Here is a 24,626-nt window from a genome sequence, read left to right as displayed (position 1 = left end):
ACAGATGATGGATCACGGATAAGCCGAATGATCCATACGCAGTGGATCAGTGGTTCGATCAAGCACCGATGACCGCTTCCGCGGGCCGCTCCGGGCTCCGTGCCGGGCTCAGGCGAGGGCCACCAGATCCGCGTAGTCGGACCCCCACAGGTCCTCGACGCCGTCGGGCAGCAGGATGATCCGCTCCGGCTGGAGCGCCTCGACGGCACCCTCGTCGTGGGTGACGAGGACGACGGCGCCCTTGTAGGTGCGCAGTGCGCCGAGGATCTCCTCGCGGCTGGCCGGGTCGAGGTTGTTCGTCGGCTCGTCGAGGAGGAGGACGTTCGCGGACGACACCACGAGGGTGGCGAGCGCGAGGCGGGTCTTCTCGCCGCCGGAGAGGACCCCGGCCGGCTTGTCGACGTCGTCGCCGGAGAACAGGAACGAGCCGAGCGTCTTTCGGACCTCGACCAGGTCCAGGTCGGGGGCCGCGGAGCGCATGTTCTCCAGGACCGTGCGCGCGGGGTCGAGGGTCTCGTGCTCCTGCGCGTAGTAGCCGAGCTTGAGGCCGTGCCCCTCTATGACCTGGCCGGTGTCGGGCTTCTCGGCGCCGCCGAGGAGGCGGAGCAGAGTCGTCTTGCCGGCGCCGTTCAGACCGAGGATGACGACTCGGGAGCCCTTGTCGATGGCCAGGTCGACGTCGGTGAAGATCTCCAGCGAGCCGTACGACTTCGACAGGCCCTCGGCCATCAGCGGGGTCTTGCCGCAGGGGGACGGCTCGGGGAAGCGCAGCTTGGCGACCTTGTCGGACTTCCGCTCGGCCTCGAGACCCGCGAGGAGCTTGTCCGCGCGCTTGGCCATGTTCTGGGCGGCGACGGTCTTGGTGGCCTTGGCGCGCATCTTGTCGGCCTGCGAGTGGAGCGCGGAGGCCTTCTTCTCGGCGTTCTGCCGCTCGCGCTTGCGGCGCTTCTCGTCGGCCTCGCGCTGCTGCTGGTAGAGCTTCCAGCCCATGTTGTAGACGTCGATCTGGGCGCGGTTGGCGTCCAGGTAGAACACCTTGTTGACGACCGTCTCGACCAGGTCGACATCGTGGGAGATCACGATGAAGCCGCCGCGGTAGGTCTTCAGGTAGTCGCGCAGCCAGACGATCGAGTCGGCGTCGAGGTGGTTCGTCGGCTCGTCGAGGAGCAGGGTGTCCGCGTCCGAGAAGAGGATGCGGGCCAGCTCGATACGGCGGCGCTGACCGCCGGAGAGCGTATGGAGGGGCTGGCCGAGCACCCGGTCGGGCAGGTTGAGCGCGGCGGCGATGGTGGCGGCCTCGGCCTCGGCGGCGTATCCGCCCTTGGTGAGGAACTCCGTCTCCTGGCGCTCGTACTGGCGCATCGCCTTCTCGCGGGTGGCGCCCGAGCCGTTCGCGATGCGCTGTTCGTTCTCGCGCATCTTGCGGATCAGGGTGTCCAGGCCACGTGCGGACAGGACGCGGTCGCTGGCCAGCATGTCGAGATCGCCAGTACGCGGGTCCTGCGGGAGATAGCCGACCTCGCCGGAGCGGGTGACGGTGCCGCCGGCGGGGACGCCCTCGCCTGCGAGGACCTTGGTGAGGGTCGTCTTGCCGGCGCCGTTGCGGCCGACCAGACCGATGCGGTCGCCCTTGGTGATGCGGAAGGTCGCGGACTCGATGAGAACGCGGGCGCCGGCGCGGAGCTCGACACCGGAGGCGGAAATCACGGACAGACTCCTGGGCAGGGTTGATGACGGGGTGGGCGGCTGGGATCGTTCACGCCGTCTAGTGCGCGAGGAGAATGGCCATGGGCCAAGTCTAACGGGGCGGTGCAACCACTTTTCCTGCGTGCGGGTGTTCGGAAGTGTGACGCTCATTGCCCCGGCGGAGTGCGGTGCGGGGTGATCCGGCCGAGACGGTCCACCGCGATCAGCTGGGCGGTCCAGGCCCTTCCCGGGCAGGGCTGCGCGACCAGGAGCACCGCTCCGAGCCGTACCGCCCGCCCGGGTGCGAAGACGCAGCCCCTGCGCGCGGGCAGCACCCAGCGCAGGTCACCGTCCTCGACGCGGTACGCGGTGACGCGCCGCGGGGTGACGACGGCGAGCATCCCCCGGTCGAGGTTCCGCAGCACTCCGGCGCCGCCGTGGTCCGCGAGCCAGTCGGCTGCGCCGGGTAGGCCCCTGTGCCAGCGGACGGCTCCGTGGGAGGTGGCAGTGACCAGTCCGTCGTCCCAGAGCGTGATCGCGTCCCCGCGCGCGGGCAGCACGGCCAGCGGCCTGCGGCCCTCGCGCCCGTAGGTCCACCGCGGCTCCCCGGTCCGTTCGTCGTACGCCTCGACCGTGGCCCCGCGTGTGACCAGCCGGGGCGGTGTCTCGTGCTCCACGCGCGCGTGGGCGACGAAATGGTCCCCGTAGGGCAGCGGGCGCGCCTGGTGGGCCACTGCGAGCAGCAGGGCGGCCAGGAGGAGACCGAGGGCGGCACGGAGGATTCGGGGGCGGGAGTGGGAGCGGGAGGCGGAGTGGGAGGCGCGGGCGGTGGCCTCTTGGGGGAGGGCTTCGGGGAGCGCGGCTCCGGAGTGCGGGGTGTCGAGAAGCGCGGCTTCATGGGGCGGGGCTTCATGGGGCGCGGCTTCGATAGGCGCGGCTTCGAGAATCCCGGCTTCAAGAGGCGCGGGCGCGAGGAGCGGGGCGGCGAGGAGGCCGGAAGCGGTTTGTCGCGTCTCCGGCGCCTCGGCCGGTGGAACGGCCACTGTGCTCCCCTTCGATGACCACGGCCCACGGCGTACGACCCGCGGAACAGGCGCAGAGCGTAGCCACGTCGGAGGGGCCCGGCCGGGTCTGCCGTCGTGACACGGCGGGCCGGTGGCGAGGTGTCCCCCGTTCGGCCCTCCGCCCGGCGCCGCGCCCGGGGAGCCCGGCGAGGATGACGCCAGGGGGACGATGTCCGCGGAGGCTGGTGCGCCCATGCAGTTCGACGACGACGCCGATCTGGACACCTCCGAGGTGCAGGACGTGCGGGGCAGTCGGATCCCCGGTGGCAAGGCGACCGTGGGCGGCGGCGCGGCGGCTCTGATCGCGCTCCTGCTGGGGCTCTTCTTCGGTGTCGGCCCCGACCAGCTGGGCCTGTCCTCCGGCGACGAGCAGCCCGCGGCGACCCCCTCGTCCCTCGCCCAGGTCCAGCAGACGTGCCGCACGGGGCGGGACGCGAACGCCAAGGAGGACTGCCGCATCGTGGCGGTGGTCAACAGCGTCCAGGACTTCTGGGCGCAGGAGTTCGAGCGCCGCGGCGGTACGTACACACGGTCGCCCACCGTCCTCTTCGGCGAACGGGTCGGCACGGCGTGCGGCGCGGCGACGTCGGCGGTCGGGCCCTTCTACTGCCCCGCAGACCGGAAGGTCTATCTGGACCTGGGCTTCTTCGAGGAGCTGCGGACGAGGTTCGGCGCGAGTGGCGGACCGTTCGCGCAGGCGTACGTGGTCGCGCACGAGTACGGGCACCACGTGCAGGACCTGATGGGGACGCTGAGCCGTTCCCAGGACGGGCGGACGGGCGCGACCAGCAACGCGGTGCGGGTGGAGCTGCAGGCCGACTGCTACGCGGGGGTGTGGGCGCACCACGCGACGACCACGAAGGACGAGTCGACGGGCCGGCCGCTGATCACCAGCCTCACGGACGCCGACATCCGTGACGGGATGGACGCGGCGGCCGCCGTGGGCGACGACCGGATCCAGCAGCGGTACCAGGGCCGGGTGACGCCCGAGTCCTGGACGCACGGTTCGGCGAAGCAGCGGCAGCAGTGGTTCTACGAGGGTTACCGCACCGGCGACATGGCGCGCTGCAACACCTTCCGCTGAGCGGGCGAGGCCTGTCGGCCCCTGCCGAAATCCCTGCCGGGGCCGCCCGGATCCGGCTCGGCAGGGCGTTGTCAGTGCCGGGTGCAAGACTGTGGAGCAGGTCACATTCAGGCGATGTTCCGGCACCGGGACCAGAGGGAGTGATCGGCATGGCAGGCACGGACGGCGGGCGCCCGAGCATCTACCCGACACTGCTGTACACGGACGCGAAGGCGGCGATCAAACAGCTCACGGAGGCCTTCGGCTTCAGCGAGGCCTCGGTGTACGAGGGCGAGGACGGCAAGGTCCTGCACGCCGAGCTGGTGCAGGGCAACGGCGCGGTGATGCTCGGCTCCCGAGGCACCGGCGGCCGTTTCGACGAGGCGATGAAGGGCTCGACGCACACCGGGGTGTACGTCGTCGTGGACGACATCGACGCACACCACCAGCAGGCCGTCGCCCACGGCGCGGAGATCCTGATGCCCCCGACCGACCAGGACTACGGCTCCCGCGACTACATGGCCCGCGACATCGAGGGCAACATCTGGAGCTTCGGCACGTACGCCCCGGAGATAACGGCCTGAGACCACTGGTCCGGCCCGCGCCCTGCGCCCCGCAAGGGGCGCGGGGAACTGCGCGACCGGCCACAGCCGACCCGCAGCCGAATCACGCACCCCCACAAAGCGCCCCGCGGAGCGGCTAGCTACCCCCGGTGTGGACCTGGAACGCGGCCCGCCGCACAGCCTTGGCGAGCGCCGGATCGGGATGGGCCGCGGCAAGCGCGACCAGCACCTGCACGGTCCGCGGATGCCCGACCGCCCGCACCTCGTCGAGCAGCGCCGGCACGGTCGGCTGTACGGCGGACTCCAAGTGCCGTACGAGAAGCGGGGCCTCGCCGTGGTCGGCGACGGCCGCAGCGGTGTCGACCCACAGCCAGGTGGCCTCGTCGCGGGTCAGTACCTCATGGGCGTCCTCGGGGTCGTGCCCGTCGTGCTCGGCGAGCCACAGCAGGGCGTACGGCCGCAGATGGGTCTCGTCGGACACGGAGCGGACATCGGGCTCGGCGGGGGCTCCGACGACGCGCAGGGCCTCGAAGGCGAGTCCGCGCAGGAGGGCGTCCTCGCCGCGGGCGGCGTCGAGGAGTTCGGTGACGGCGCTGCCGACGGTTCGGGCGGCGAGCCAGGCGCGGTACTCGGCACGGGCCGCGTTCGGCCGCAGCTGGGCGCAGCCGCGGAGCATGTCCTCGGCGCCCTGCTCGATGTTCCCGGCGGGGCTCTGCGCGGCGACGCAGATCTGCTCCAGTTTGACCCAGACCGCCCAGCTGCCGAGCGGGGTGAGCGTGGCCTGGCCGTCGGCACAAGTGAGGGCGCCCACGTCGGCGATCGCGTGCAGCGCCCAGTCGAGGAGGGGGGCCAGCGGGGTGTCCTCGGCGGGGCTCTCCACGGGCTCGGGCTGCGGGCCGTAGGGGATCTCGCAGCGCTCGGTGCGCAGTTCCGTGACGCGCTGTTCGAGCAGGTCGAGGAGTTGCGGTACGGGGACGGGGCCCGCGGAAAGCTGGAGGAAGGAGAGGACCTGGGGCATCGCGGAGACGACCTCGGCGACGGCGGCGGGCTCGCGTCCGTCGGGGCCGGGGTGGGCGATCGACCAGGCGTCGAAGAGGGCGACCCAGCCGCGCAGCACGGCGCTGTCGTCGCGGTTCCAGGCGCGCAGTCGCCAGCCGGGGCGCGCGATGCCGCCGTGCACCTCGACGAGGCCCGCGAGTCGTGCGGTGTCCCAGTCCGCGCGGACCTGAGCCGGGGTCAGGGCCAGATCGGTGGCGGCCCGTTGAGCGGTCGCGTCGGAGAGTGTGCCGGTGCCCTCGGGGGTGCCGCGGGAAGCGGTGCCCTCGCGGTCCTTGGCGGAGCTCAGGACGGCGTCGGCCCAGCGGGCGACACGGGCCGCGCCGGCGAGTACGGAGCGCGCCATGCGGGCGAGTTCCGCGGGTGCCGGTGTGCCCTCCGGCGGGCGGGGTGCGGGTCGGCGCGTGGGCCTCTGGGTCATCGCTCGGGGGGCGGCGGCCAGGGTTCGCGGGCGGACGAGTCGGAGCCTGGAGTCGCGCGGGATACGGGACGTCACGGGGGCAGTCTTCCGGTTGACGGTCCGAAAACCCAAACGGAATGCCACAAGGGGCCACAGGGGTGGCCTGCGCACCGGTCCCCGCGGGCGCTCCCGGGGCGTGAACGGGTAGGTGGTACGGAGTTAAACGGAACGTCCGGGACCGGGTGGAACGGGCACCCCGGCAGCGGACGGGGAGAGGGCCGCGTCAGGAGATGAGCTCGCTGGACGAAGCTCTGGATGAAGTCACCGAACGCGGTCGCTCGACGAGGTCGCTGGACGAGGTCGCTACATCAGGGGGGTGAGGAAGCGGCGGAGGGCCTCTTCGTAGCCGGCCGGGTCGGCGTTCCACATGGCGCCGTGCGGGGCGCCCCGGACCGTGTGCAGGGTGACGAGGTCGGGGCGGCGCTCGGCGAGGCGGCGTGAAGGGCCCCAGGGGGCGACCGTGTCGTCCGGGCCGTGCAGGACGAGGATCGGCACCTTGAGCCGTTCGGGGTCGGCGGCGCCCTCGATGCGGTCGCCGTGCAGCCCTGTGCGGCCCTGAGCCGCGCGGACGGCCAGCGGCAGCAGGGCGCCGGGGGTGCGGCGGGCCGTGGCGAGGGCGCGCAGCGTGGTCTCCCAGCTGAGGACGGGCGAGTCCAGGACGAGGCCGGAGATCCTCTCGCGCACGGCCGAGTGGGCCGCGGCGCGCAGGGCCATGGTCGCGCCGGTCGACCAGCCGTGCAGGACGACCCGTTCGGCGCCGTAGCGCACGGCGTAGCGGATGGCCGCGTCCAGGTCGCGCCACTCGGTCTCGCCGAGGTGGTTCAGGCCGTCGGGAGAGCGGGGCGCGCCGAGATCGCCGCGGTAGGCGAGGTCCAGTACGGGGAACTGGTGGCGGTGCAGGAACTCCATGACGTTCATGGGGTGTTCGCGGGTGGCGCCGAGGCCGTGCACGGTGATCACCCAGGTGTCGCGGGCGGCGGGCACGAACCAGGCGGGCAGGGCTCCGAGTTCGCCGGGGACGTCCACGTCGGCGTGGTCGAGGCCGAGGGCGGAGCTCGGGTTGCCGATGTGCACGCCCGGGGTGAACCACACCTTGTCCCCGGCTTCCAGGGTGCCGTGCGTGACCCGTTCCAGACGGCGTACGACCGTGTCGGCGGAGTGCGGGGCGGCGTTCAGGAGCGGGCCGACGACCGCGTGGCTGCCGTCGCCGCCGAGGCCGTACAGGCCCGGTCGCCGCGAGGCCAGGGCGCGGGTCAGGGTGATCTGTCCCGCTGCCGTGGAGTGCACGGTGAGGCGGGGTTCGGTGGGCAGCGGTTTGCCCGGCGGCGCCTTGAGAGCGGCGTCGCTGGCGAAGCGGCCCGCCGCCACCGTGGCGGCGACGGTGGCTGCGCCGGCTATGGCGACGGTGACGGCTGCTGCCGTCGGATTCACGGTGCGCACGGGTCCAGTCTCCTGACGGAACCCGTTGTCGGCCAGTCAAATGGGGCGAATGTGGATTCGGCACGGCCGGAATGGTGCGTATCGGCTGAGCACCACGGCTGCGGGACCGACGACGCGAGCGTCGTTCACCTCGGCGACCAACCACGTCAGCACCGCGGCGGCGACGATCAGGCAGCGGGCGCAGCCGGTGGGATCGGCGGGCGCAGCCGGTCACGTCGGCGGCCGTACCCGGACGGTCAGGTCAGCGACCGCACCGGCCGCCTCCACCGCCCACACCCGGTTACCGTCAGCACCCGCCCGCCTCCCCTGCCACCGCCACCGCCACCGGCTTCCCCCAATCACGGTCACCGTCCTCCCCCGTCACGGCCGCTGCCCATACCCCCTCAGCCGTTCGCCCACCTCGTTCACCTGTTCCCCGGTCAGGAGCGTGGGGGCGTGTCCGGGGAGGGATGAGGCTGTCAGCCAGAGGTGGCACATCCATTCCAGTTGGGCTGTGCGGTCGTAGGCCTGGGGGAGGGAGGCTCCGTATGTGAGGGTGCCGTGGTTCTGGAGGAGACAGGCTGTGCGGTCCCGGAGGGCCCGGAGCATGTTCTCGGCCAACTTTTCCGTGCCGTAGGTGGCGTAGGGGGCCACACGGACGGGACCGCCGAGCGCGGCGGCCATGTAGTGGATGAGCGGCAGCTCCTCGACGAGGGTCGAGACGGCCGTGGCGTGCACCGCGTGGGTGTGGACGATCGCCCGCGCGTCGGTGGCACGGTAGACCGCCAGATGCATGGGCAGTTCGCTTGTCGGAACGAGTGAACCGAGCACCTGCCGGCCGTCGAGGGAGACCCCGCAGAGGTCCTCGGGGGCCAGCCGGTCGTACGGCACTCCGCTCGGCGTGACCAGGACGGTGTCGCCCACGCGTACCGAGACGTTGCCCGATGTGCCGACGACCAGACCCTCGTCCGCCGTCCGGCGGGCCGTCGCCACGAGGTCGTCCCACGCCCGCTCCAGCGCCTCCCGCGCCGGGGGCGCGTCCCGCTCCCCCGAGTCCCGTCCGTCTCCTGCGTCCCGCCGCTGCTCAGCCATGCCGCGATCCTGCCAGCCGCGCAGCTCAACCCAGGGGCGGGCGGGGCACTTTAGGGCGCGACCGACGCATCCGAAAGGTCGCACAAGGGCATGAATCGCCTGCCGGGAGCGAATGACCGGCATGCGACGGGCTTCCAAGGATCTTCCAGTAACCTCTGGGAGATTTTTCGTGCACGTCGCCATTCCGGGGGGAAACATGGCTCGTGATCGCAAACCGTCCCTTCAGCGCGCCCGGTTCGTCGCCGCCTCCGTGGCGACGCTGGCGCTCGGCGGCACCGCCCTCGCCGAGGTGCCGGCCTCGGCGGCCGCCAAGCCCAAGGGCCACGACGTGTCCTCGCACCAGAAGAACGTCAACTGGTCGAGTGCGAAGAGCAAAGGCGCCAAGTTCGTCTACGTGAAGGCCACCGAATCGCACACGTACCGCAATCCCTACTACAACCAGCAGTACAACGGGGCGCGCGGCGCGGGCATCGTCCGTGGGGCGTACCACTTCGCGCTGCCGCACAAGTCCTCGGGGACGACACAGGCCGCGTACTTCGTGCGCAACGGCGGCGGCTGGCGCGCGGACGGCTGGACGCTGCCGCCCGCGCTGGACATCGAGTACAACCCGTACGGCAAGAAGAAGTGCTACGGCCTGAGCAAGACCAGGATGGTCAGCTGGATCAAGGCCTTCAGCAACGAGGTGAAGCGGCAGACCGGCCGCCGGCCGGTGATCTACACCAACTACAACTGGTGGAAGATGTGCACGGGCAACAGCGCCGCGTTCGCCGCGAACCATCCGCTGTGGCTGGCCCGCTACAGCTCGACGGCGGGGTCGCTGCCGTCCGGCTGGAACTTCTGGACCTTCTGGCAGTACGACAACGGCGGCAGTCTGCCGGGTGACCAGAATCTCTTCAACGGATCCCTGAATCAGCTCAGGACGTTCGCGAGGGGACAGTAGGGGTAGCGGACCCCTGGATTCCGCCTCTGTTCGAGACCACTTGCCGCCACTCCGACACAAGCGGAGTGGCGGCACCTCCATTGGGCCACCCTGCCGCCCCCCTCAGTTCATCTTCCGTTCATCCAGGTTGCCTACGGTCCCTGTGCCACTGACGTCCAAGAGAAGCCTGGGTAAATGGAACACATCACGCTCCTCCTCGGAATCGTGATCGTCACCGCTCTCGTGTTCGATTTCACGAACGGTTTCCACGACACAGCCAACGCGATGGCGACGACCATCTCGACAGGTGCCCTGAAGCCCAAGACGGCGGTGGCCATGTCCGCCGTGCTGAACCTCGTCGGTGCGTTCCTCTCCGTGGAGGTCGCCAAGACGATCTCCGGCGGCATCATCAACGAAGAGGGCATCCGCACCGAAGTGATCTTCGCGGCGCTCGTCGGCGCCATTCTGTGGAATCTGCTGACCTGGCTTCTGGGTCTGCCCTCCAGCTCCTCCCACGCACTGTTCGGCGGCCTGATCGGTGCCGCGGTCATGTCGGCCGGCTGGTCGTCGGTGAACGGTTCGACCGTCGTCACCAAGGTCCTGCTCCCCGCGATCGCCGCGCCGCTGGTGGCCGGCCTCGCCGCGATGCTCGCCACCCGGCTGACGTACCGCATCAGCAACAAGGCCGGTGAGCAGGCGACCTCCAAGGGCTACCGCGCGGGCCAGATCACCTCCGCGGGCCTGGTCTCGCTGGCCCACGGCACGAACGACGCGCAGAAGACCATGGGCATCATCACGCTCGCCCTGGTCACCGGCGGTGTGCTCGCGCCCGGGTCGAATCCCCCCATGTGGGTCATCGTCTCGGCCGGTATCGCCATCGCGCTGGGCACCTACCTGGGCGGCTGGCGCATCATCCGCACCATGGGCAAGGGCCTCACCGACCTCGCGCCGCCGCAGGGCTTCGCCGCCCAGACCAGCGCCGCGACGGTCATCCTGGCCTCCTCGCACCTCGGCTTCTCGCTCTCCACCACCCAGTCCTGCTCCGGCGCCGTGATGGGTTCGGGCCTCGGCCGCAAGGGCGGCGTCGTCCGCTGGTCGACCGCGACCCGGATGTTCGTCGCCTGGGGCCTCACGCTCCCCGCCGCCGGACTGGTCGGCGCGGGCGCCGAGTTCCTCACCAAGCAGGGCACCTGGGGCATCGTCCTCACCGGCGCGCTGCTGATCGCGGGCTCGGCGGTCATCTGGACGCTCTCCCGCCGCCAGCCCGTCACCGTCGACAACGTGAACGATGTCGACGGCGAGCCCGCGGGCGTCGTGACCACCGCCATCGCCGCCGTCACCCCGCCGCCGGCGGGCACGGTCGCCGCGGCCGACGACCTCAAGACCACCATCCCGGGCCCGGACGCCACCGAGCCCGCCCGTACGGCCACGGTGTAAGGAACCCACAAGCATGAAGATCGACTGGGCAGCCCTCGGCTCCGTCTTCGGAGTCAGCCTCATCGTCACCGTCGCCCTCGTGGGCCTCTTCACCCTCGGCATCGTCGGCCTCTCCAAGCGCGAGTCGGCCTCCGCCCAGGGCGGCACCGCGAGCCTCGCGGTCACGGGCGCGTACGCCTGCTTCGCCGCGTGCGCGGCGGCGGTGGCGTACGGCATCTATCTGATCGTCGCCTGACGCGTACGGCACCTCCGTCACGCACGACTCCGCCCCGCCGACCCCCGGTCGGCGGGGCGGAGTCGTGTCCGTGTGTGGGCCTCAGCACACTCTCCCGTCGCAGGTCAACAGCAAGTTGACGGGTGTTCGTGGGCGTGGTGGACTGCCGGAGCCATGTACGGCGGCAGGAGAGGAAGCCGGTGCGAATCCGGCGCGGTCCCGCCACTGTTACCGGGGAATCGACACCCCGGGAGCCAGGAACTCTCGCCGCCGGTCTCGTCGAACCAGGGCGCGGACACCCTGAGTGAGGACAAATCGCCATGCGCGGCTGCCCAAGTGCCTTTCCAGCGACGGTTGTGCCCGACCTGACGGTCGGCTGAACCGATGCGTGCCGATCGCGTCTTCGCGTACGGCGCCGCCGCCGGCCTTCTCGGTGACCTGCTGCTCGGCGATCCCCGCCGGGGGCATCCGGTCGCCGCGTTCGGACGGGCCGCGGGTGCCGTGGAGCGGGTGCTGTGGCGGGACCACCGGGGGTGGGGCGCGCTGCACACCGCCGTCTGTGTGGGCGGTGCCACCGGACTCGCCGCGCTCGCCGGCCGTTGCGTGCGTGCCTCGCGTACCGGGTCCGTCGCGTTGACCGCCGCCGCCACCTGGTCCGTCGTCGGCGGGACTTCCCTCGGGCGGGAGGCCCGCGCCATCGGCGGGGCGCTGGCCGCCGGGGACATCGAGGTGGCCCGGGAGCGGCTGCCTCATCTGTGCGGGCGGGATCCACAGGCGCTGGACGCCGACGGGATCGCCCGGGCCGTCGTCGAGTCCGTCGCCGAGAACACCTCCGACGCCGTCGTGGGCGCCCTCATGTGGGGTGCCGCGGCCGGTGTGCCGGGGCTGGTCGGATTCCGTGCCGTGAACACGCTCGACGCGATGGTCGGGCACAGGTCACCCAAGTACCGGCGGTACGGCTGGGCTTCCGCGCGGCTCGACGATGTCGCGGGATGGCCGGGGGCACGGCTCACCGCCGTCCTCGCGACCGCCGCGGGAAGCGATCCGCGCGGGGCCGTACGCGCCTGGCGTGCGGATGCCGCCAAGCACCCGAGCCCCAACGCCGGGCCCGTCGAGGCCTCGTTCGCGGGGGCGCTCGGCGTGCGGCTGGGCGGGACGCTCTCGTACGCGGGACGGGTCGAGCAGCGGCCCGTCCTCAACGGTGAAGGACGGGCCGTGGAGGTCGAGGACATCGAGCGGGCCGTACGGCTCTCGCGGCGCGTGGGCTGGCTCGCGCTCGGCGTGAGTGTCGCCGGACGGCTGCTCGTCAACGGCCTTCGCGCGAAGGGGCGTACGTCATGAGCCGGGGAACGAGCGGGGGAACGGGTGGCGGGCTGCTCGTCGCCGGTACCACCTCCGACGCGGGCAAGAGTGTCGTGACGGCCGGGATCTGCCGGTGGCTGGTGCGGCAGGGCGTCAAGGTGGCGCCCTTCAAGGCGCAGAACATGTCGCTCAACTCGTTCGTCACGCGGGAGGGCGCCGAGATCGGGCGGGCGCAGGCCATGCAGGCGCAGGCCGCGCGCGTGGAGCCGACCGCGCTCATGAATCCCGTGCTGCTCAAGCCCGGCAGTGACCGGAGCAGCCAGGTCGTCCTGATGGGTAAACCTGTCGGGGAAATGAGTGCCCGCGGCTATCACGGCGGGCGTCAGGAACGGCTTCTCGGGACCGTGCTGGAGTGCCTCGCCGAGTTGCGGGGCACGTATGACGCGGTGATCTGTGAGGGGGCGGGCAGTCCCGCCGAGATCAATCTGCGGCGGACGGACATCGTGAACATGGGGATCGCGCGCAACGCGCGGCTGCCCGTGCTCGTCGTCGGCGACATCGACCGCGGGGGTGTCTTCGCCTCCTTCTTCGGGACCGTCGCGCTGCTCTCGCCCGAGGACCAGGAGTTCGTCGCCGGGTTCCTCGTCAACAAGTTCCGCGGGGACGTGTCCCTGCTGGAGCCCGGCCTCGACATGCTCAAGAACCTCACGGGGCGTCGTACGTACGGGGTCCTGCCCTTCCAACACGGCCTGGGCATCGACGAGGAGGACGGGCTGAGGGTCTCTCTGAGGGGCTCGGTCCGGGAGTCCGAGGTCTCCGCCCCCGTCGGCGAGGACATCCTGCGGGTGGCCGTCTGCGCGATCCCGCTGATGTCCAACTTCACGGACGTGGACGCGCTGGCCGCCGAACCGGGCGTCGTCGTGCGGTTCGTGGACCGGGCGGAGGAGCTCGTCGACGCCGACCTCGTCGTCGTGCCAGGCACCCGGGGCACGGTCAGGGCCCTGGAGTGGCTGCGGGAGCGCGGCCTCGCGGACGCCCTCGCCAGAAGGGCCGCGGAAGGCCGTCCCGTACTCGGCATCTGCGGCGGCTTCCAGATCCTCGGCGAGCACATCGAGGACGAGGTCGAGTCGCGCGCCGGCCAGGTGGACGGGCTCGGACTCCTTCCCGTGCGCGTGCGGTTCTCGCGGGAGAAGACCCTGACCCGGCCGGTCGGCGAGGCGCTCGGCGAACCCGTCGAGGGGTACGAGATCCACCACGGGGTCGCCCGGGTCACGGGCGGGGAACCCTTCCTGGACGGCTGCCGGGTCGGCGAGGTCTGGGGCACGCACTGGCACGGCTCGCTGGAGTCGGACGGCTTCCGCCGGGCCTTCCTTCGCGAGGTGGCGGCCGCCGCGGGGCGCCGCTTCGTACCGGCCGCCGACACGTCGTTCGGTTCGCTGCGCGAGGAGCAGCTGGACCGGCTCGGCGATCTGATCGAGGAACACGCGGACACGGACGCGCTGTGGCGGCTCATCGAGTCCGGCGCGCCGACAGGACTGCCTTTCATTCCACCGGGAGCGCCCGCATGAGCACAGTGTTGTTGTTGTCGACCGCCGACACGGATCTGCTGGCGGCCCGTGCCGCCGGCGCCGCGTACCGGATCGGCAATCCGACCCGCGTGGATGTCGCGGAGGAGCTTCCCGCGCTGGTCCGGGGCGCGGACGTCGCCGTCGTACGGCTGCTGGGCGGCAAGCGTGCCTGGGAGGACGGGCTCGCCGCGCTCAGGGCGTCCGGCATTCCGACCGTGCTGCTGGGCGGAGAGTCCGTCCCCGACGCGGAGTTGATGGCCGAGTCGTCCGTGCCCGCCGGTGTGGTCGCGGAGGCGCTGCGCTATCTCGTCGAGGGCGGCCCGGAGAACCTGACCGAGCTGGCCCGCTTCCTGTCCGACACCGTGCTGCTGACGGGCGAGGGCTTCGAAGAGCCGCGGAAGATGCCCGAGTTCGGGGTCCACGGCGAGCGCGCGTACGTCGAGGGCCGTCCGACCGTGGGCGTGCTCTTCTACCGGGCCCATCAACTGAGCGGCAACACCGCCTTCGTGGACACCCTGTGCGACGCGATCGAGGCCCGGGGCGCCAACGCCCTTGCCGTGTACTGCGGTTCGCTGCGCGACGCCGACACCGGCCTGTACGAGATCCTCGGCAAGGCCGACGCGCTGGTCGCGACGGTCCTCGCCGCCGGTGGCACGCACGCCTCGCAGGCGTCCGCGGGCGGTGACGAGGAGGCCTGGGACATCGGCGCGCTCGCCGACCTCAACGTCCCGGTCCTGCAAGGGCTCTGCCTGACCTCGTCACGGTCCGCCTGGGCCGGGTCCGACGCGGCCCTCTCCCCCATGGACGCGGCGATGCAGGTCGCGATCCCCGAGTTCGACGGACGCCTCATCACGGTCCCGTTCTCCTTCAAGGAGCAGGGTCCCGACGACGTTCCGGTGTACGTCGCCGACCCCGAGCGGGCCGCGCGGGTCGCCGGGATCGCCGTGCGCCACGCCCGGTTGAAGCACAAGCCCAACGCGGAGAAGAAGCTCGCGCTCGTCTTCACCGCCTATCCGACCAAGCACTCCCGGGTCGGCAACGCGGTCGGCCTCGACACCCCCGCCTCGGCGGTTCGGGTCCTCGACGCGCTGCGGGACGCCGGGTACGCCCTGACCGAATACCCGGACAACGGCGACGAGTTGATCCACCGGCTCATCGCGGCGGGCGGCCACGACGTCGAGTGGCTCACCGAGGAGCAGCTGGCCTCGGCCCCCGCGCGCGTGCCACTGGCCGACTACCGGGCCTGGTTCGACAAGCTCGACCCGGATCTGCGGAACGGAATGCTGGAGGCGTGGGGCGAGCCGCCGGGCAACCTGTACGTGGACGGCGACGACATCGTGCTGGCCTCCCTGCAGTTCGGGAACGTCGTCGTGATGATCCAGCCGCCGCGCGGTTTCGGCGAGAACCCGATCGCGATCTACCACGACCCGGACATGCCGCCGTCGCACCACTACATGGCCGCCTACCGCTGGCTGGACAACAGCTTCGGCGCCGACGCCGTGGTGCACATGGGCAAGCACGGCACGATGGAATGGCTGCCGGGCAAGGGACTCGGGCTCAGCGGCGGCTGCGCGCCGGACGCCGTTCTCGGCGAACTGCCCCTGGTCTACCCCTTCATCGTCAACGACCCCGGCGAGGGCACCCAGGCCAAGCGCCGCGGGCACGCCACGGTCGTCGACCACCTCGTACCGCCGATGGCCCGCGCGGACACGTACGGCGATCTGGCGAAGCTGGAGCAACTCCTCGACGAGTACGCGCTCGTGTCCGACCTCGACCCGACGAAGGCCCCGGCCGTGCGGGCCCAGATCTGGACGCTGGTCAAGGCGGCCGAGCTGCACCACGACCTGCATGTGGACGACCAGCCGGACGACGACGCCTTCGACGAGTTCGTCATGCACATCGACGGCTATCTGTGCGAGATCAAGGACGTGCAGATCCGCGACGGCCTGCACATTCTCGGCGGCGGCCCGGAGGCCGAGCCGCGCGTGAACCTCGTACTGGCCGTGTTGCGGGCCTCTCAGGTGTGGGGCGGGACGGCGAACGCGCTGCCGGGTCTGCGGGCCTGTCTCGCCGAGCACTTCGGCCTGGTCGAGAAGGAGTTGCTGGGCGAGCCCGGTGCGCCGCTGAAGGTGCCGGTCGAGCTGAGCGACCTGGTCCCGGGTCCCTCGCGGTCGGCGGCCGACGCGATCGATCTCCTTGAGCAGCTGTGCCGCCGGTTCGCGGAGGGCATGGAGGAGCGCGCCTGGGAAGTCGGCGCCGTGCCCGCTCTCGTACGCGAGGTCCTGGGCACCGAACTCCCCGACGCCGTCGCGGTGTTGGAGTTCGCGTGCCGTGAGGTGGTGCCGCGACTCGCCCGTACGACGGACGAGATCGACCACATCCTCCTTGCCCTGAACGGCGGTTACGTCCCGGCGGGCCCCTCGGGTTCACCGACCCGCGGACTTGTGAACGTCCTGCCGACCGGCCGCAACTTCTACTCCGTCGACCCCAAGGCGATCCCGTCCAGGCTGAGTTGGGAGGTCGGGCAGTCGCTCGCCGACTCGCTCGTGCAGCGGTACCTCCAGGACACCGGCGACTACCCGAAGTCCGTCGGTCTGACGGTCTGGGGCACCTCCGCGATGCGCACCCAGGGCGACGACATCGCGGAGATCCTGGCGCTGCTGGGCTGCCGGCCGGTGTGGGACGACGCCTCGCGGCGCGTCACCGGCTTCGAGGTCGTCGGCCTGGAGGAGCTGGGCCGGCCGCGCATCGACGTCACGGTCCGTATCTCCGGCTTCTTCCGGGACGCGTTCCCGCATGTGGTCGGGCTGATCGACGACGCGGTACGGGCGGTGGCCGAGCTGGACGAGCCCGCCGACCGCAACTACGTCCGGGCGCACGCCGACGAGGACACCGCCGAGCACGGCGACCGACGGCGCGCGACCTCCCGTATCTTCGGCTCGAAGCCGGGCGCGTACGGGGCCGGTCTCCTCCCCCTCATCGACGCGCGCAACTGGCGCTCCGACGCCGACCTCGCCGAGGTGTACGCGGTCTGGGGCGGCTACGCCTACGGGCGCGGGCTCGACGGGCGGGCGGCGCGCGGGGACATGGAGACCGCGTTCAAGCGGATCGCCGTGGCCGCCAAGAACGTCGACACCCGCGAGCACGACCTCGTCGACGCGGACGACTACTTCCAGTACCACGGCGGCATGGTCGCCATGGTGCGCCATCTGACGGGCGCGAGCCCCGAGGCGTACGTCGGCGACTCCGCCACCCCCGACCAGGTCAAGACCCGCACCCTCGGCGAGGAGACCCACCGGGTCTTCCGCGCCCGCGTGGTCAACCCTCGCTGGATGGCGGCGATGCGGCGCCACGGCTACAAGGGCGCCTTCGAGATGGCGGCGACCGTCGACTACCTCTTCGGGTACGACGCCACGGCCGGGGTCGTGGACGACTGGATGTACGAGAAGCTCAGCGCGGAGTACGTCTTCGACGCGGAGAACCGGGACTTCATGAAGAAGTCCAACCCATGGGCCCTGCGCGGCATCACGGAACGACTCCTCGAAGCGGCGGACCGCGGGCTGTGGGCCGAGCCGGACGCCGACACGCTGGAGCGGCTGCGCGCCACGTACCTGGAGCTCGAAGGCGACTTGGAGGGCGACGACCAGTGAGTACCCCCTTTCCGTTCACGGCTGTCGTCGGACAGGACGACCTGCGGCTCGCGCTGCTCCTGAACGCCGTGTCGCCCGCGGTCGGCGGTGTGCTCGTACGCGGCGAGAAGGGCACCGCCAAGTCGACCGCCGTGCGCGCCCTTTCGGCGCTCATGCCCGAGGTGGACGTCGTCGCCGGCTGCCGCTTCTCGTGCGCGCCCGCCGCGCCCGACCCGGCGTGCCCGGACGGACCCCACGAGGTGGGAGCGGGAGTCGGGCGGCCGGCGCGCATGGTCGAGTTGCCCGTCGGCGCCTCCGAGGACCGGCTCGTGGGCGCGCTCGACATCGAGCGGGCGCTGGCCGAGGGCGTGAAGGCCTTCGAGCCCGGCCTGCTGGCCGACGCGCATCGCGGAATCCTGTACGTGGACGAGGTCAACCTCCTCCACGACCACCTGGTCGACCTGCTGTTGGACGCGGCCGCGATGGGTGCCTCGTACGTGGAGCGCGAAGGTGTCTCCGTACGGCATGCCGCGCGGTTCCTGCTGGTGGGGACCATGAACCCCGAAGAGGGTGAGCTGCGGCCGCAGTTGCTCGACCGGTTCGGTCTGACGGTCGAGGTGGCCGCCTCGCGGGAGCCCGACCAGCGGGTCGAGGTCGTACGGCGGCGGCTCGCGTACGACGACGATCCGGACGGCTTCGCGGGGCGCTGGGCCGACGAGGAGACGGCGGTACGGGCGCGGATCGTGGCCGCGCGGAAGCTGTTGCCGTCGGTCGTGCTCGGCGACGGGGCGCTGCGGCAGATCGCGGCGACCTGTGCGGCCTTCGAGGTGGACGGGATGCGGGCCGACATCGTGATGGCCCGGACCGCCACCACGCTCACCGCGTGGGCCGGGCGCACGGAGGTCCTGCCCGAGGACGTACGGCAGGCCGCGCTGCTCGCGCTGCCGCACCGGCGGCGACGCAACCCCTTCGACGCGCCGGGACTCGACGAGGACAAGCTCGACGAGACGCTGGAGGAGTTCGGGAGCGGGGAGAACTCCGACGGCTCCGGGGGCTCCGGCAGTTCCGATGGTTCGGACGACTCCGGCGACGAGGATCCGGATCCGGACGGGCCCGACGGGGGCGGCGGGCAGCCGCCTCAGGAAGGGCCCGACGACGGCGGCGCCGAGAGTTCCGGTGAGGTGCCCGCGCAGGGCGAGCCCTCCGAGAACGGCCAGGCCCCGTCGCCGGGCGCGGGCGAACAGGCTCCCGTACGGGCCGCCGACCCCTTCCGTACGAAGGTGCTGAGCGTGCCGGGTCTCGGCGAGGGCGCCGCCGGCCGGCGGTCGCGGGCGCGGACCGAGCACGGGCGGACCACCGGGGCGCGTCGGCCCCAAGGGGCCCTCACCAAGCTGCACCTGGCGGCCACCGTGCAGGCCGCGGCACCCCATCAGCGGGCGCGCGGCCGGTCCGGGCCTGGTCTCGTGGTCCGGCGCGACGATCTGCGGCAGGCCACACGGGAGGGGCGTGAGGGGAACCTCGTGCTGTTCGTCGTGGACGCCTCCGGGTCGATGGCGGCCCGGCAGCGGATGAGCGCGGTCAAGGGGGCGGTGCTGTCGCTGCTCCTCGACGCCTACCAGCGGCGGGACAAGGTGGGGCTCGTGACCTTCCGCGGTTCGACGGGCGAGGTCGCCCTGCCGCCCACCTCCTCGGTGGACGCGGCCGCGGTACGGCTGGAGTCGCTGCCCACCGGCGGGCGTACGCCGCTCGCCGCCGGGTTGCTGCGGGCGCACGACGTGCTGCGGGTGGAGCGGTTGCGGGATCCGGCTCGGCGGGCACTGGTGGTCCTGGTGACGGATGGGAGGGCGACGGGCGGGCCCGAGCCGGTGGCGCTGGCGGGACGGGCCGCTCGGCTGTTCGCCGCCGACGGGGTCGCGTCCGTGGTCGTCGACTGCGAGTCCGGGCCCGTACGGCTCGGGCTCGCGGGACAGCTCGCGGGCGAACTCGGCGGTACGGCCGTGACGTTGGACGAGCTGCGCGCCGACTCGATCGCGGGGCTCGTCAGGGATGTTCAGGGCGACAACAGGAGGGCCGCGTAATGCCGCAGGGACAGCCGAGTGTGGTGCCCGACGACGGACTGACGACTCGTCAGCGGCGGAACCGGCCGCTCGTGGTCGTGCACACCGGGATCGGGAAGGGCAAGTCCACCGCCGCCTTCGGGCTCGCGCTGCGCGCCTGGAATCAGGGCTGGCCCATCGGGGTCTTCCAGTTCGTCAAGTCCGCGAAGTGGAAGGTCGGCGAGGAGAACGCGCTTCGGGTGCTCGGGGCTTCCGACGAGGGCGGGGCCGTCGACTGGCACAAGATGGGTGAGGGGTGGTCGTGGGTGCAGCGCGACTCCCAGATGGACAACGAGGAGAAGGCCCGCGAGGGCTGGGAACAGGTCAAGCGGGATCTGGCCGCTGAGACGTACCGGCTCTATGTGCTGGATGAGTTCGCCTATCCCATGCACTGGGGGTGGGTCGATGTCGACGAGGTCGTCTCCGTGCTGCGGGACCGGCCCGGGACCCAGCATGTCGTGATCACCGGGCGCAACGCTCCCGAGAAGCTCGTCGAACTCGCCGACCTCGTGACCGACATGTCCAAGGTCAAGCACCCCATGGACGCCGGTCAGAAGGGGCAGAGGGGCATCGAGTGGTGAGTTCTTCCGTCCCTCGGCTGGTCATCGCCGCGCCCTCCTCGGGCAGCGGCAAGACCACCGTCGCCACGGGGTTGATGGCCGCGTTCGCCTCGCGGGGGCTTGCCGTGTCCCCGCACAAGGTGGGGCCCGACTACATCGATCCCGGGTATCACGCGCTCGCCACCGGGCGGGTGGGGCGGAATCTCGACGCCTATCTGTGCGGGGCGGAGTTGATCGCGCCGCTGTTCGCCCATGGGGCGCGGGGGTGTGATCTCGCCGTCGTCGAAGGCGTGATGGGGCTGTTCGACGGGGCCGCGGGGGAAGGGGAGCTGGCCTCCACCGCTCATGTGGCGAAGTTGCTGCGGGCGCCTGTGGTGCTGGTCGTGGACGCCTCCTCGCAGTCGCGGTCCGTGGCCGCGCTTGTGCATGGGTTCGCCTCCTGGGATCCGGAGGTGCGGATCGGTGGGGTGATCCTGAACAAGGTGGGGTCCTCTCGGCATGAGGGGATGCTGCGGGAGGCGTTGGACGCGTCCGGGGTGCCTGTGCTTGGTGTCCTGCGGCGGGCCGAGCAGGTGGGGACGCCTTCTCGGCATCTGGGGCTGGTGCCTGTTGCCGAGCGGCGGGTGGAGGCGGTTGCCGCTGTTGCGGCTATGGCTTCGCAGGTGCGGGAGGGGTGTGACCTGGATGCGTTGTTCGCGTTGGCTCGTGGGGCTGGGGCGTTGCCTGGTGACTCGTGGGATGCGGCTGAGGTCTTGGCTTCCTCGCCCCCGCCGCCCCTTCCCGTTCCCGACCCTGGGGGCTCCGCCCCCAGACCCCCGTATCGGCCTGAACGGCCTCGTCCTCAAACGCCGGACGGGCTGAATGGCCCGCGAGTTGCCATCGCGGGTGGGGCCGCCTTCAGCTTCTCCTACGCCGAGCATGCCGAGTTGCTTGCCGCCGCCGGCGCGGAGGTTGTCACCTTCGATCCGCTTCGGGACGAGGAACTGCCCGAAGGGACACGGGGGTTGGTCATCGGGGGCGGGTTTCCCGAGGTGTACGGCCCTGAGTTGTCCGCCAACGAGCCCCTCCGTAAGGCCGTTGCCTCGCTTGCCGGGCGTGGGGCGCCCGTCGCGGCCGAGTGTGCGGGGCTGCTGTATCTCTCGCGTGAGCTCGACGGTCGGCCCATGTGCGGGGTGATCGACGCGAAGGCGCGGATGGACGAGCGGCTGACGCTGGGGTATCGGGATGCCGTCGCCGTGTCCGACAGTGTGCTGGCCGAGGCCGGCAGCCGGATGCGCGGGCATGAGTTTCACCGGACCGTCGTGGAGCCCGGGGCGGGGGTCGCTCCGGCCTGGGGCGTACGCGTTCCGGTGCGGCGGGTCGAAGGTTTCGTACAGCAGGGCGTGCACGCGAGTTATCTGCATACGCACTGGGCGTCCGCGCCCGGTGTCGCCCGTCGGTTCGTGGAGAGGTGTGTCGGGTCATGGGCAACAGCAGGCTGATCGGGGTCGGGGTCGGGCCCGGGGATCCCGAGCTCGTGACCGTCAAGGGGGTCAACTGCCTTCGGGCGGCCGATGTCGTCGTCGTTCCCGTCATGGCCGCGCCCGATGGGACGGATGGCGGGGAGCGGGGGCGCGCCGAGGCCACCGTGCTGCACTACGTGCCCGAGGACAAGGTGGTACGTGTCGTCTTCGCGCTCAACGAGCGGTCCGACCGGGAGCGCCGCGAGGCCGCCTGGGACGCCGCCGGGGAGCGAGTGGCCGGGCTGCTGCGTGCGCACGGGACCGTGGCGTTCGCGACCATCGGCGACCCGAACGTGTACTCCACGTTCACCTATCTCGCGCAGACCATCGAGGACCTCGTACCGGGGACCGTCGTCGAGACCGTGCCCGGTATCACCGCCATGCAGGATCTCGCCGCCCGGTCCGGGGCTGTGCTGACGGAGGGCACCGAGCCGCTGACGCTCGTGCCCGTCACCGCCGGGGCCGGTGCGCTCAAGGACGCGCTCAACGGGCCCGGGACCGTCGTCGCGTACAAGTTCGGGCGGCTGGCGCAGGAGGTCGCCGCGGCGCTGCGGGAGACCGGGCGGCTCGACGACGCCGTGTGGGGGTCGGCCTTGGGGCTGCCGGAGGAGTCCATCCGGCCCGCGGGCGAGCTGGACGGCACCACGCTGCCCTATCTCTCGACGCTCATCGCGCCCGCGCGGCGCGACGGCGGACGCGGCGGCAAGCTGTGACTCCCGTCAGAACAGTGACTCCGGTCGGAGGGCGCCACCCGCGCGCCTCACTCCGCGACGCCCACCACCAGCCAGATGAAGGCAGCCCCCGCGATCGTGCACAGCAGCGTGGAGCGGGCCGGGTGTTCGTGGTGGGCCTCGGGGAGAATCTCGGCGGCGGCGAGATAGAGCAGCGCGCCGCCGAAGAAGCCGAGATAGCCGCCGAGCAGATGCTCGGGGATGGAGAAGAAGAGCGTCGAGGCGGCGCCCACGACCGGGGCCGCCGCGTCCGCGAACAGCATCGCGACCGCCTTGCGGCGGGCGTTCCCGTACAGGGTCGTGATCGTGTACGTGTTGAAGCCGTCCGCGAAGTCGTGGGCGATCACGGCGACGGCCACGGCCGCTCCCATGCCGCCGCCGACCTGGAAGGCCGCGCCGATCGCCACGCCGTCCATGGCGCTGTGGCCGACCATCGCGGCGGCGGCCGTCAGCCCGACTTCGGGCGCGCGGCCGTTGTGTTCCTCGCCTCCGTGCGCCGCCTGGCGGACGGCCAGCAGGCGTTCCACCAGGTGCGCCAGCAGGAAGCCCGCCACGAACAGCAGGAGCGCGGCCGGTACGCCGAAGATCTCGTCGCCCGCCGCGTCGAGCGCCTCCGGCAGCAGGTCCAGGCCGACGACGCCCAGCATCAGGCCGCCTGCCAGACCGAGTACGAGGTGGCGGCGGTCGGTGACGCGTTGCGCCGTCCAGCCGCCGGCCAGCGTCATGAGGAACGCGCCGAGCGCGACGAACACCGCCATACGCCCTTGCTATCCGATCGACCCGTGTTCACGCACGTTCGCCGCACGCCCGAGCCCGCACGGCTTCCGGAATACGTGTCCTGATGTCCCGAAGCACCCCGAAACCCCCTGCACCACCCCCTGCACCACCCCCGGCAGCGTTACCCGCAGCATTCGTAGGAGAGGACCCCATCCCATGGCCGATGCCCCCACCGGCAAGGTGACCTTCGTCGGGGCCGGGCCCGGTGCCGCCGACCTGCTGACGTTCCGCGCCGCGCGCGCCATCGCCGAGGCCGACGTCGTGATCTGGGCGGCCAGCCTGGTGCAGGCCGAGGTCCTCGAACACGCACGCGCGGGAGCCGAGATCCTGGACTCGGCGACGATGTCGCTGGAGGACGTCGTCGCGGTGTACGAGCGCGCCGCCGAGACCGGGCTGAAGGTCGCCCGGATCCACTCCGGCGACCCCGCGCTCTGGGGCGGCACCCAGGAGCAGGTCGACCGGTGCGCGGAGATCGGCATCGAGACCGAGATCGTGCCCGGTGTCTCGTCGTTCTCCGCCGTCGCCGCGCTCGCCCAGCGGGAGCTGACCATCCCCGAGGTCGCGCAGTCCGTGATCCTCACCCGGCTCGGCGGCGGCAAGACGCCGATGCCGCCGGGCGAAGAAGTACGGGAGTTCGCGCGGCACGGGACGACGATGGCCCTGTTCCTGTCGGCAGCCCGCAGCGGACAGCTCGTACGGGAGCTGCTGGAGGGCGGTTATCCGACGTCGACGCCGGTCGTGGTCGCGTACCAGGCCACCTGGCCGGAGGAGCTGATCGTGAAGTGCACGATCAGCACGCTGGAGGAGACCGTCAAGGAGCACAAGCTCTGGAAGCACACGCTGTTCCTGGTCGGCCCGGCCCTCGACGCGCACGGCACCCGCTCGCACCTCTACCACCCCGGCCACTTCCACGGCTTCCGCAAGGCCGACCCCGAGGCCCGCAGGGCACTGCGGACGCAGGGCGCACAGGGCGGCGCGCGGGGTACGCAGGGCGCACAGGGTGTCACTCCGTGATCACCGTCGTCGGTACGGGTACGGGGGCGCCCCTTTCGCCGGACGCCGGGGCCGCGTTGGCCGGGGCGGGGCTCGTCGTGGGCGGCCGGCGTCACCTGGCCGCCGCGACGACGATGCCGGACACGGCCGAGCGGGTCGTCCTGGGTCCGCTCGCGCCCGCCCTCGACGCGATCGAGCAGTTCCTGGAGAAGCCGGAGGGCCAGGGGCGGGTCGTCGTGCTGGCCTCCGGGGACCCCGGGTTCTTCGGGATCGTCCGGGCCCTCGCCGAACGTTTCGGGGCCGAGCGGCTGGAGGTCCACCCTGGGGTGTCGTCCGTCGCGACCGCCTTCGCGCGGATCGGGCTGACCTGGGACGACGCGGTGGTCGTGAGCGCGCACGGGCGTGACCTGCGGACCGCCGTGAACGTCTGCCGGGCCCATCCCAAGGTGGCGGTGCTGACCGGTCCGGGATCCGGACCGGCGGAACTCGGGGCCG

19 protein-coding genes, 1 pseudogene and 1 riboswitch are annotated in these 24,626 nt (G+C 71.8%); of the genes and pseudogenes, 14 read left to right on the top strand and 6 right to left on the bottom strand.

Annotated features, from left to right (window positions below):
* Positions 1-108: 108 nt before the first annotated feature.
* A complete protein-coding gene (locus tag JEQ17_RS35780) occupies positions 109-1,707 on the bottom strand; it encodes an ABC-F family ATP-binding cassette domain-containing protein (RefSeq protein ID WP_200399119.1) in 1,599 nt (532 codons plus the stop codon).
* 146 nt (positions 1,708-1,853) lie between these two features.
* Positions 1,854-2,729, bottom strand: coding sequence for a hypothetical protein (locus tag JEQ17_RS35775; protein WP_234048493.1), 876 nt, complete (start codon positions 2,727-2,729; stop codon positions 1,854-1,856).
* 214 nt (positions 2,730-2,943) lie between these two features.
* On the opposite strand from JEQ17_RS35775, the gene ypfJ reads away from it, so the two are divergent.
* Together ypfJ and JEQ17_RS35765 are read left to right on the top strand one after the other, a co-directional pair.
* On the top strand, positions 2,944-3,834 hold the full coding sequence (gene ypfJ / locus JEQ17_RS35770; protein WP_200399118.1) for a KPN_02809 family neutral zinc metallopeptidase: 891 nt from the start codon (positions 2,944-2,946) through the stop codon (positions 3,832-3,834).
* A gap of 149 nt (positions 3,835-3,983) precedes the next feature.
* Entirely contained in the window at positions 3,984-4,397 is a 414-nt protein-coding gene (locus tag JEQ17_RS35765; protein ID WP_055616248.1) for a VOC family protein, read from the top strand.
* A gap of 115 nt (positions 4,398-4,512) precedes the next feature.
* Here JEQ17_RS35765 and JEQ17_RS35760 read toward each other — a convergent pair whose 3' ends face one another.
* The 3 genes from JEQ17_RS35760 to JEQ17_RS35750 all read right to left on the bottom strand — a co-directional run bounded on the left by JEQ17_RS35760 (position 4,513) and on the right by JEQ17_RS35750 (position 8,403).
* Positions 4,513-5,928 carry a hypothetical protein gene (locus JEQ17_RS35760; protein ID WP_200399117.1) on the bottom strand — a complete coding sequence of 472 codons (1,416 nt, stop codon included), beginning with the start codon at positions 5,926-5,928 and terminating at the stop codon, positions 4,513-4,515.
* A gap of 267 nt (positions 5,929-6,195) precedes the next feature.
* Entirely contained in the window at positions 6,196-7,332 is a 1,137-nt protein-coding gene (locus tag JEQ17_RS35755; RefSeq protein ID WP_200399116.1) for an alpha/beta hydrolase, read from the bottom strand.
* Between the two features lie 360 nt (positions 7,333-7,692).
* Positions 7,693-8,403 carry a class II aldolase/adducin family protein gene (locus JEQ17_RS35750; protein WP_200399115.1) on the bottom strand — a complete coding sequence of 237 codons (711 nt, stop codon included), beginning with the start codon at positions 8,401-8,403 and terminating at the stop codon, positions 7,693-7,695.
* A 196-nt stretch (positions 8,404-8,599) separates the two neighbouring features.
* Between JEQ17_RS35750 and JEQ17_RS35745 the strand changes: the two genes are divergently transcribed.
* The 10 genes from JEQ17_RS35745 (at position 8,600) to cobI (ending at position 22,343) form a co-directional block, all read left to right on the top strand.
* A complete protein-coding gene (locus JEQ17_RS35745; protein WP_200399114.1) occupies positions 8,600-9,343 on the top strand; it encodes a lysozyme in 744 nt (247 codons plus the stop codon).
* Positions 9,344-9,517: 174 nt separating this feature from the next.
* On the top strand, positions 9,518-10,759 hold the full coding sequence (locus JEQ17_RS35740; RefSeq protein ID WP_200399113.1) for an inorganic phosphate transporter: 1,242 nt from the start codon (positions 9,518-9,520) through the stop codon (positions 10,757-10,759).
* 13 nt (positions 10,760-10,772) lie between these two features.
* Positions 10,773-10,994 (top strand): hypothetical protein, encoded by a 222-nt coding sequence (locus JEQ17_RS35735; protein ID WP_200399112.1) that lies wholly within the window; start codon positions 10,773-10,775, stop codon positions 10,992-10,994.
* Positions 10,995-11,115: 121 nt separating this feature from the next.
* A riboswitch (cobalamin riboswitch) is annotated at positions 11,116-11,259 on the top strand.
* Between the two features lie 98 nt (positions 11,260-11,357).
* Positions 11,358-12,314, top strand: coding sequence for a cobalamin biosynthesis protein (locus JEQ17_RS35730; RefSeq protein ID WP_200399111.1), 957 nt, complete (start codon positions 11,358-11,360; stop codon positions 12,312-12,314).
* Positions 12,311-13,843, top strand: coding sequence for a cobyric acid synthase (locus tag JEQ17_RS35725; RefSeq protein ID WP_200399110.1), 1,533 nt, complete (start codon positions 12,311-12,313; stop codon positions 13,841-13,843). Before JEQ17_RS35730 ends, JEQ17_RS35725 begins: the two co-directional genes overlap by 4 nt.
* The gene (gene cobN / locus JEQ17_RS35720; protein ID WP_200399109.1) at positions 13,840-17,493 is read left to right on the top strand and encodes a cobaltochelatase subunit CobN; all 3,654 of its coding nucleotides are present in this window, start codon (positions 13,840-13,842) and stop codon (positions 17,491-17,493) included. Before JEQ17_RS35725 ends, cobN begins: the two co-directional genes overlap by 4 nt.
* A complete protein-coding gene (locus JEQ17_RS35715; protein WP_200399108.1) occupies positions 17,490-19,550 on the top strand; it encodes a putative cobaltochelatase in 2,061 nt (686 codons plus the stop codon). Before cobN ends, JEQ17_RS35715 begins: the two co-directional genes overlap by 4 nt.
* Entirely contained in the window at positions 19,550-20,149 is a 600-nt protein-coding gene (gene cobO / locus JEQ17_RS35710) for a cob(I)yrinic acid a,c-diamide adenosyltransferase (RefSeq protein WP_200399107.1), read from the top strand. The genes JEQ17_RS35715 and cobO overlap by 1 nt, the downstream gene beginning before the upstream one ends.
* A complete protein-coding gene (locus JEQ17_RS35705) occupies positions 20,146-21,609 on the top strand; it encodes a cobyrinate a,c-diamide synthase (protein ID WP_200399106.1) in 1,464 nt (487 codons plus the stop codon). Before cobO ends, JEQ17_RS35705 begins: the two co-directional genes overlap by 4 nt.
* Entirely contained in the window at positions 21,591-22,343 is a 753-nt protein-coding gene (gene cobI / locus JEQ17_RS35700; RefSeq protein WP_200399105.1) for a precorrin-2 C(20)-methyltransferase, read from the top strand. Before JEQ17_RS35705 ends, cobI begins: the two co-directional genes overlap by 19 nt.
* Positions 22,344-22,390: 47 nt before the next feature.
* Here the strand turns inward: cobI and JEQ17_RS35695 are convergent, their stop codons facing one another.
* A complete protein-coding gene (locus JEQ17_RS35695; protein ID WP_200399104.1) occupies positions 22,391-23,119 on the bottom strand; it encodes a ZIP family metal transporter in 729 nt (242 codons plus the stop codon).
* Positions 23,120-23,294: 175 nt separating this feature from the next.
* Here JEQ17_RS35695 and cobM point away from each other — a divergent pair, with 175 nt between their 5' ends.
* Together cobM and cbiE are read left to right on the top strand one after the other, a co-directional pair.
* Positions 23,295-24,152: a precorrin-4 C(11)-methyltransferase gene (gene cobM / locus JEQ17_RS35690; RefSeq protein WP_200399103.1), complete on the top strand. Its 858-nt coding sequence runs from the start codon at positions 23,295-23,297 to the stop codon at positions 24,150-24,152.
* Positions 24,149-24,613 (top strand): annotated as a pseudogene (gene cbiE, locus JEQ17_RS50230) (precorrin-6y C5,15-methyltransferase (decarboxylating) subunit CbiE); the annotation flags it as partial. The gene cobM and the pseudogene cbiE, both read left to right, overlap by 4 nt.
* Between the last annotated feature and the right edge of the window lie 13 nt (positions 24,614-24,626).

The organism is Streptomyces liliifuscus, assembly GCF_016598615.1.
Taxonomy (GTDB): domain Bacteria; phylum Actinomycetota; class Actinomycetes; order Streptomycetales; family Streptomycetaceae; genus Streptomyces; species Streptomyces liliifuscus.
This window is presented reverse-complemented; position numbering and strand designations above follow the sequence as displayed.

Coding starts and splice junctions, on each gene's coding strand:
- ypfJ (WP_200399118.1), top strand. CDS start 2,944: ATGCAGTTCGACGACGACGCCGATCTGGACACCTCCGAGGTGCAGGAC.
- JEQ17_RS35765 (WP_055616248.1), top strand. CDS start 3,984: ATGGCAGGCACGGACGGCGGGCGCCCGAGCATCTACCCGACACTGCTG.
- JEQ17_RS35750 (WP_200399115.1), bottom strand. CDS start 8,403: ATGGCTGAGCAGCGGCGGGACGCAGGAGACGGACGGGACTCGGGGGAG.
- JEQ17_RS35745 (WP_200399114.1), top strand. CDS start 8,600: ATGGCTCGTGATCGCAAACCGTCCCTTCAGCGCGCCCGGTTCGTCGCC.
- JEQ17_RS35740 (WP_200399113.1), top strand. CDS start 9,518: ATGGAACACATCACGCTCCTCCTCGGAATCGTGATCGTCACCGCTCTC.
- JEQ17_RS35735 (WP_200399112.1), top strand. CDS start 10,773: ATGAAGATCGACTGGGCAGCCCTCGGCTCCGTCTTCGGAGTCAGCCTC.
- JEQ17_RS35730 (WP_200399111.1), top strand. CDS start 11,358: ATGCGTGCCGATCGCGTCTTCGCGTACGGCGCCGCCGCCGGCCTTCTC.
- JEQ17_RS35725 (WP_200399110.1), top strand. CDS start 12,311: ATGAGCCGGGGAACGAGCGGGGGAACGGGTGGCGGGCTGCTCGTCGCC.
- cobN (WP_200399109.1), top strand. CDS start 13,840: ATGAGCACAGTGTTGTTGTTGTCGACCGCCGACACGGATCTGCTGGCG.
- cobO (WP_200399107.1), top strand. CDS start 19,550: ATGCCGCAGGGACAGCCGAGTGTGGTGCCCGACGACGGACTGACGACT.
- cobI (WP_200399105.1), top strand. CDS start 21,591: ATGGGCAACAGCAGGCTGATCGGGGTCGGGGTCGGGCCCGGGGATCCC.
- JEQ17_RS35695 (WP_200399104.1), bottom strand. CDS start 23,119: ATGGCGGTGTTCGTCGCGCTCGGCGCGTTCCTCATGACGCTGGCCGGC.
- cobM (WP_200399103.1), top strand. CDS start 23,295: ATGGCCGATGCCCCCACCGGCAAGGTGACCTTCGTCGGGGCCGGGCCC.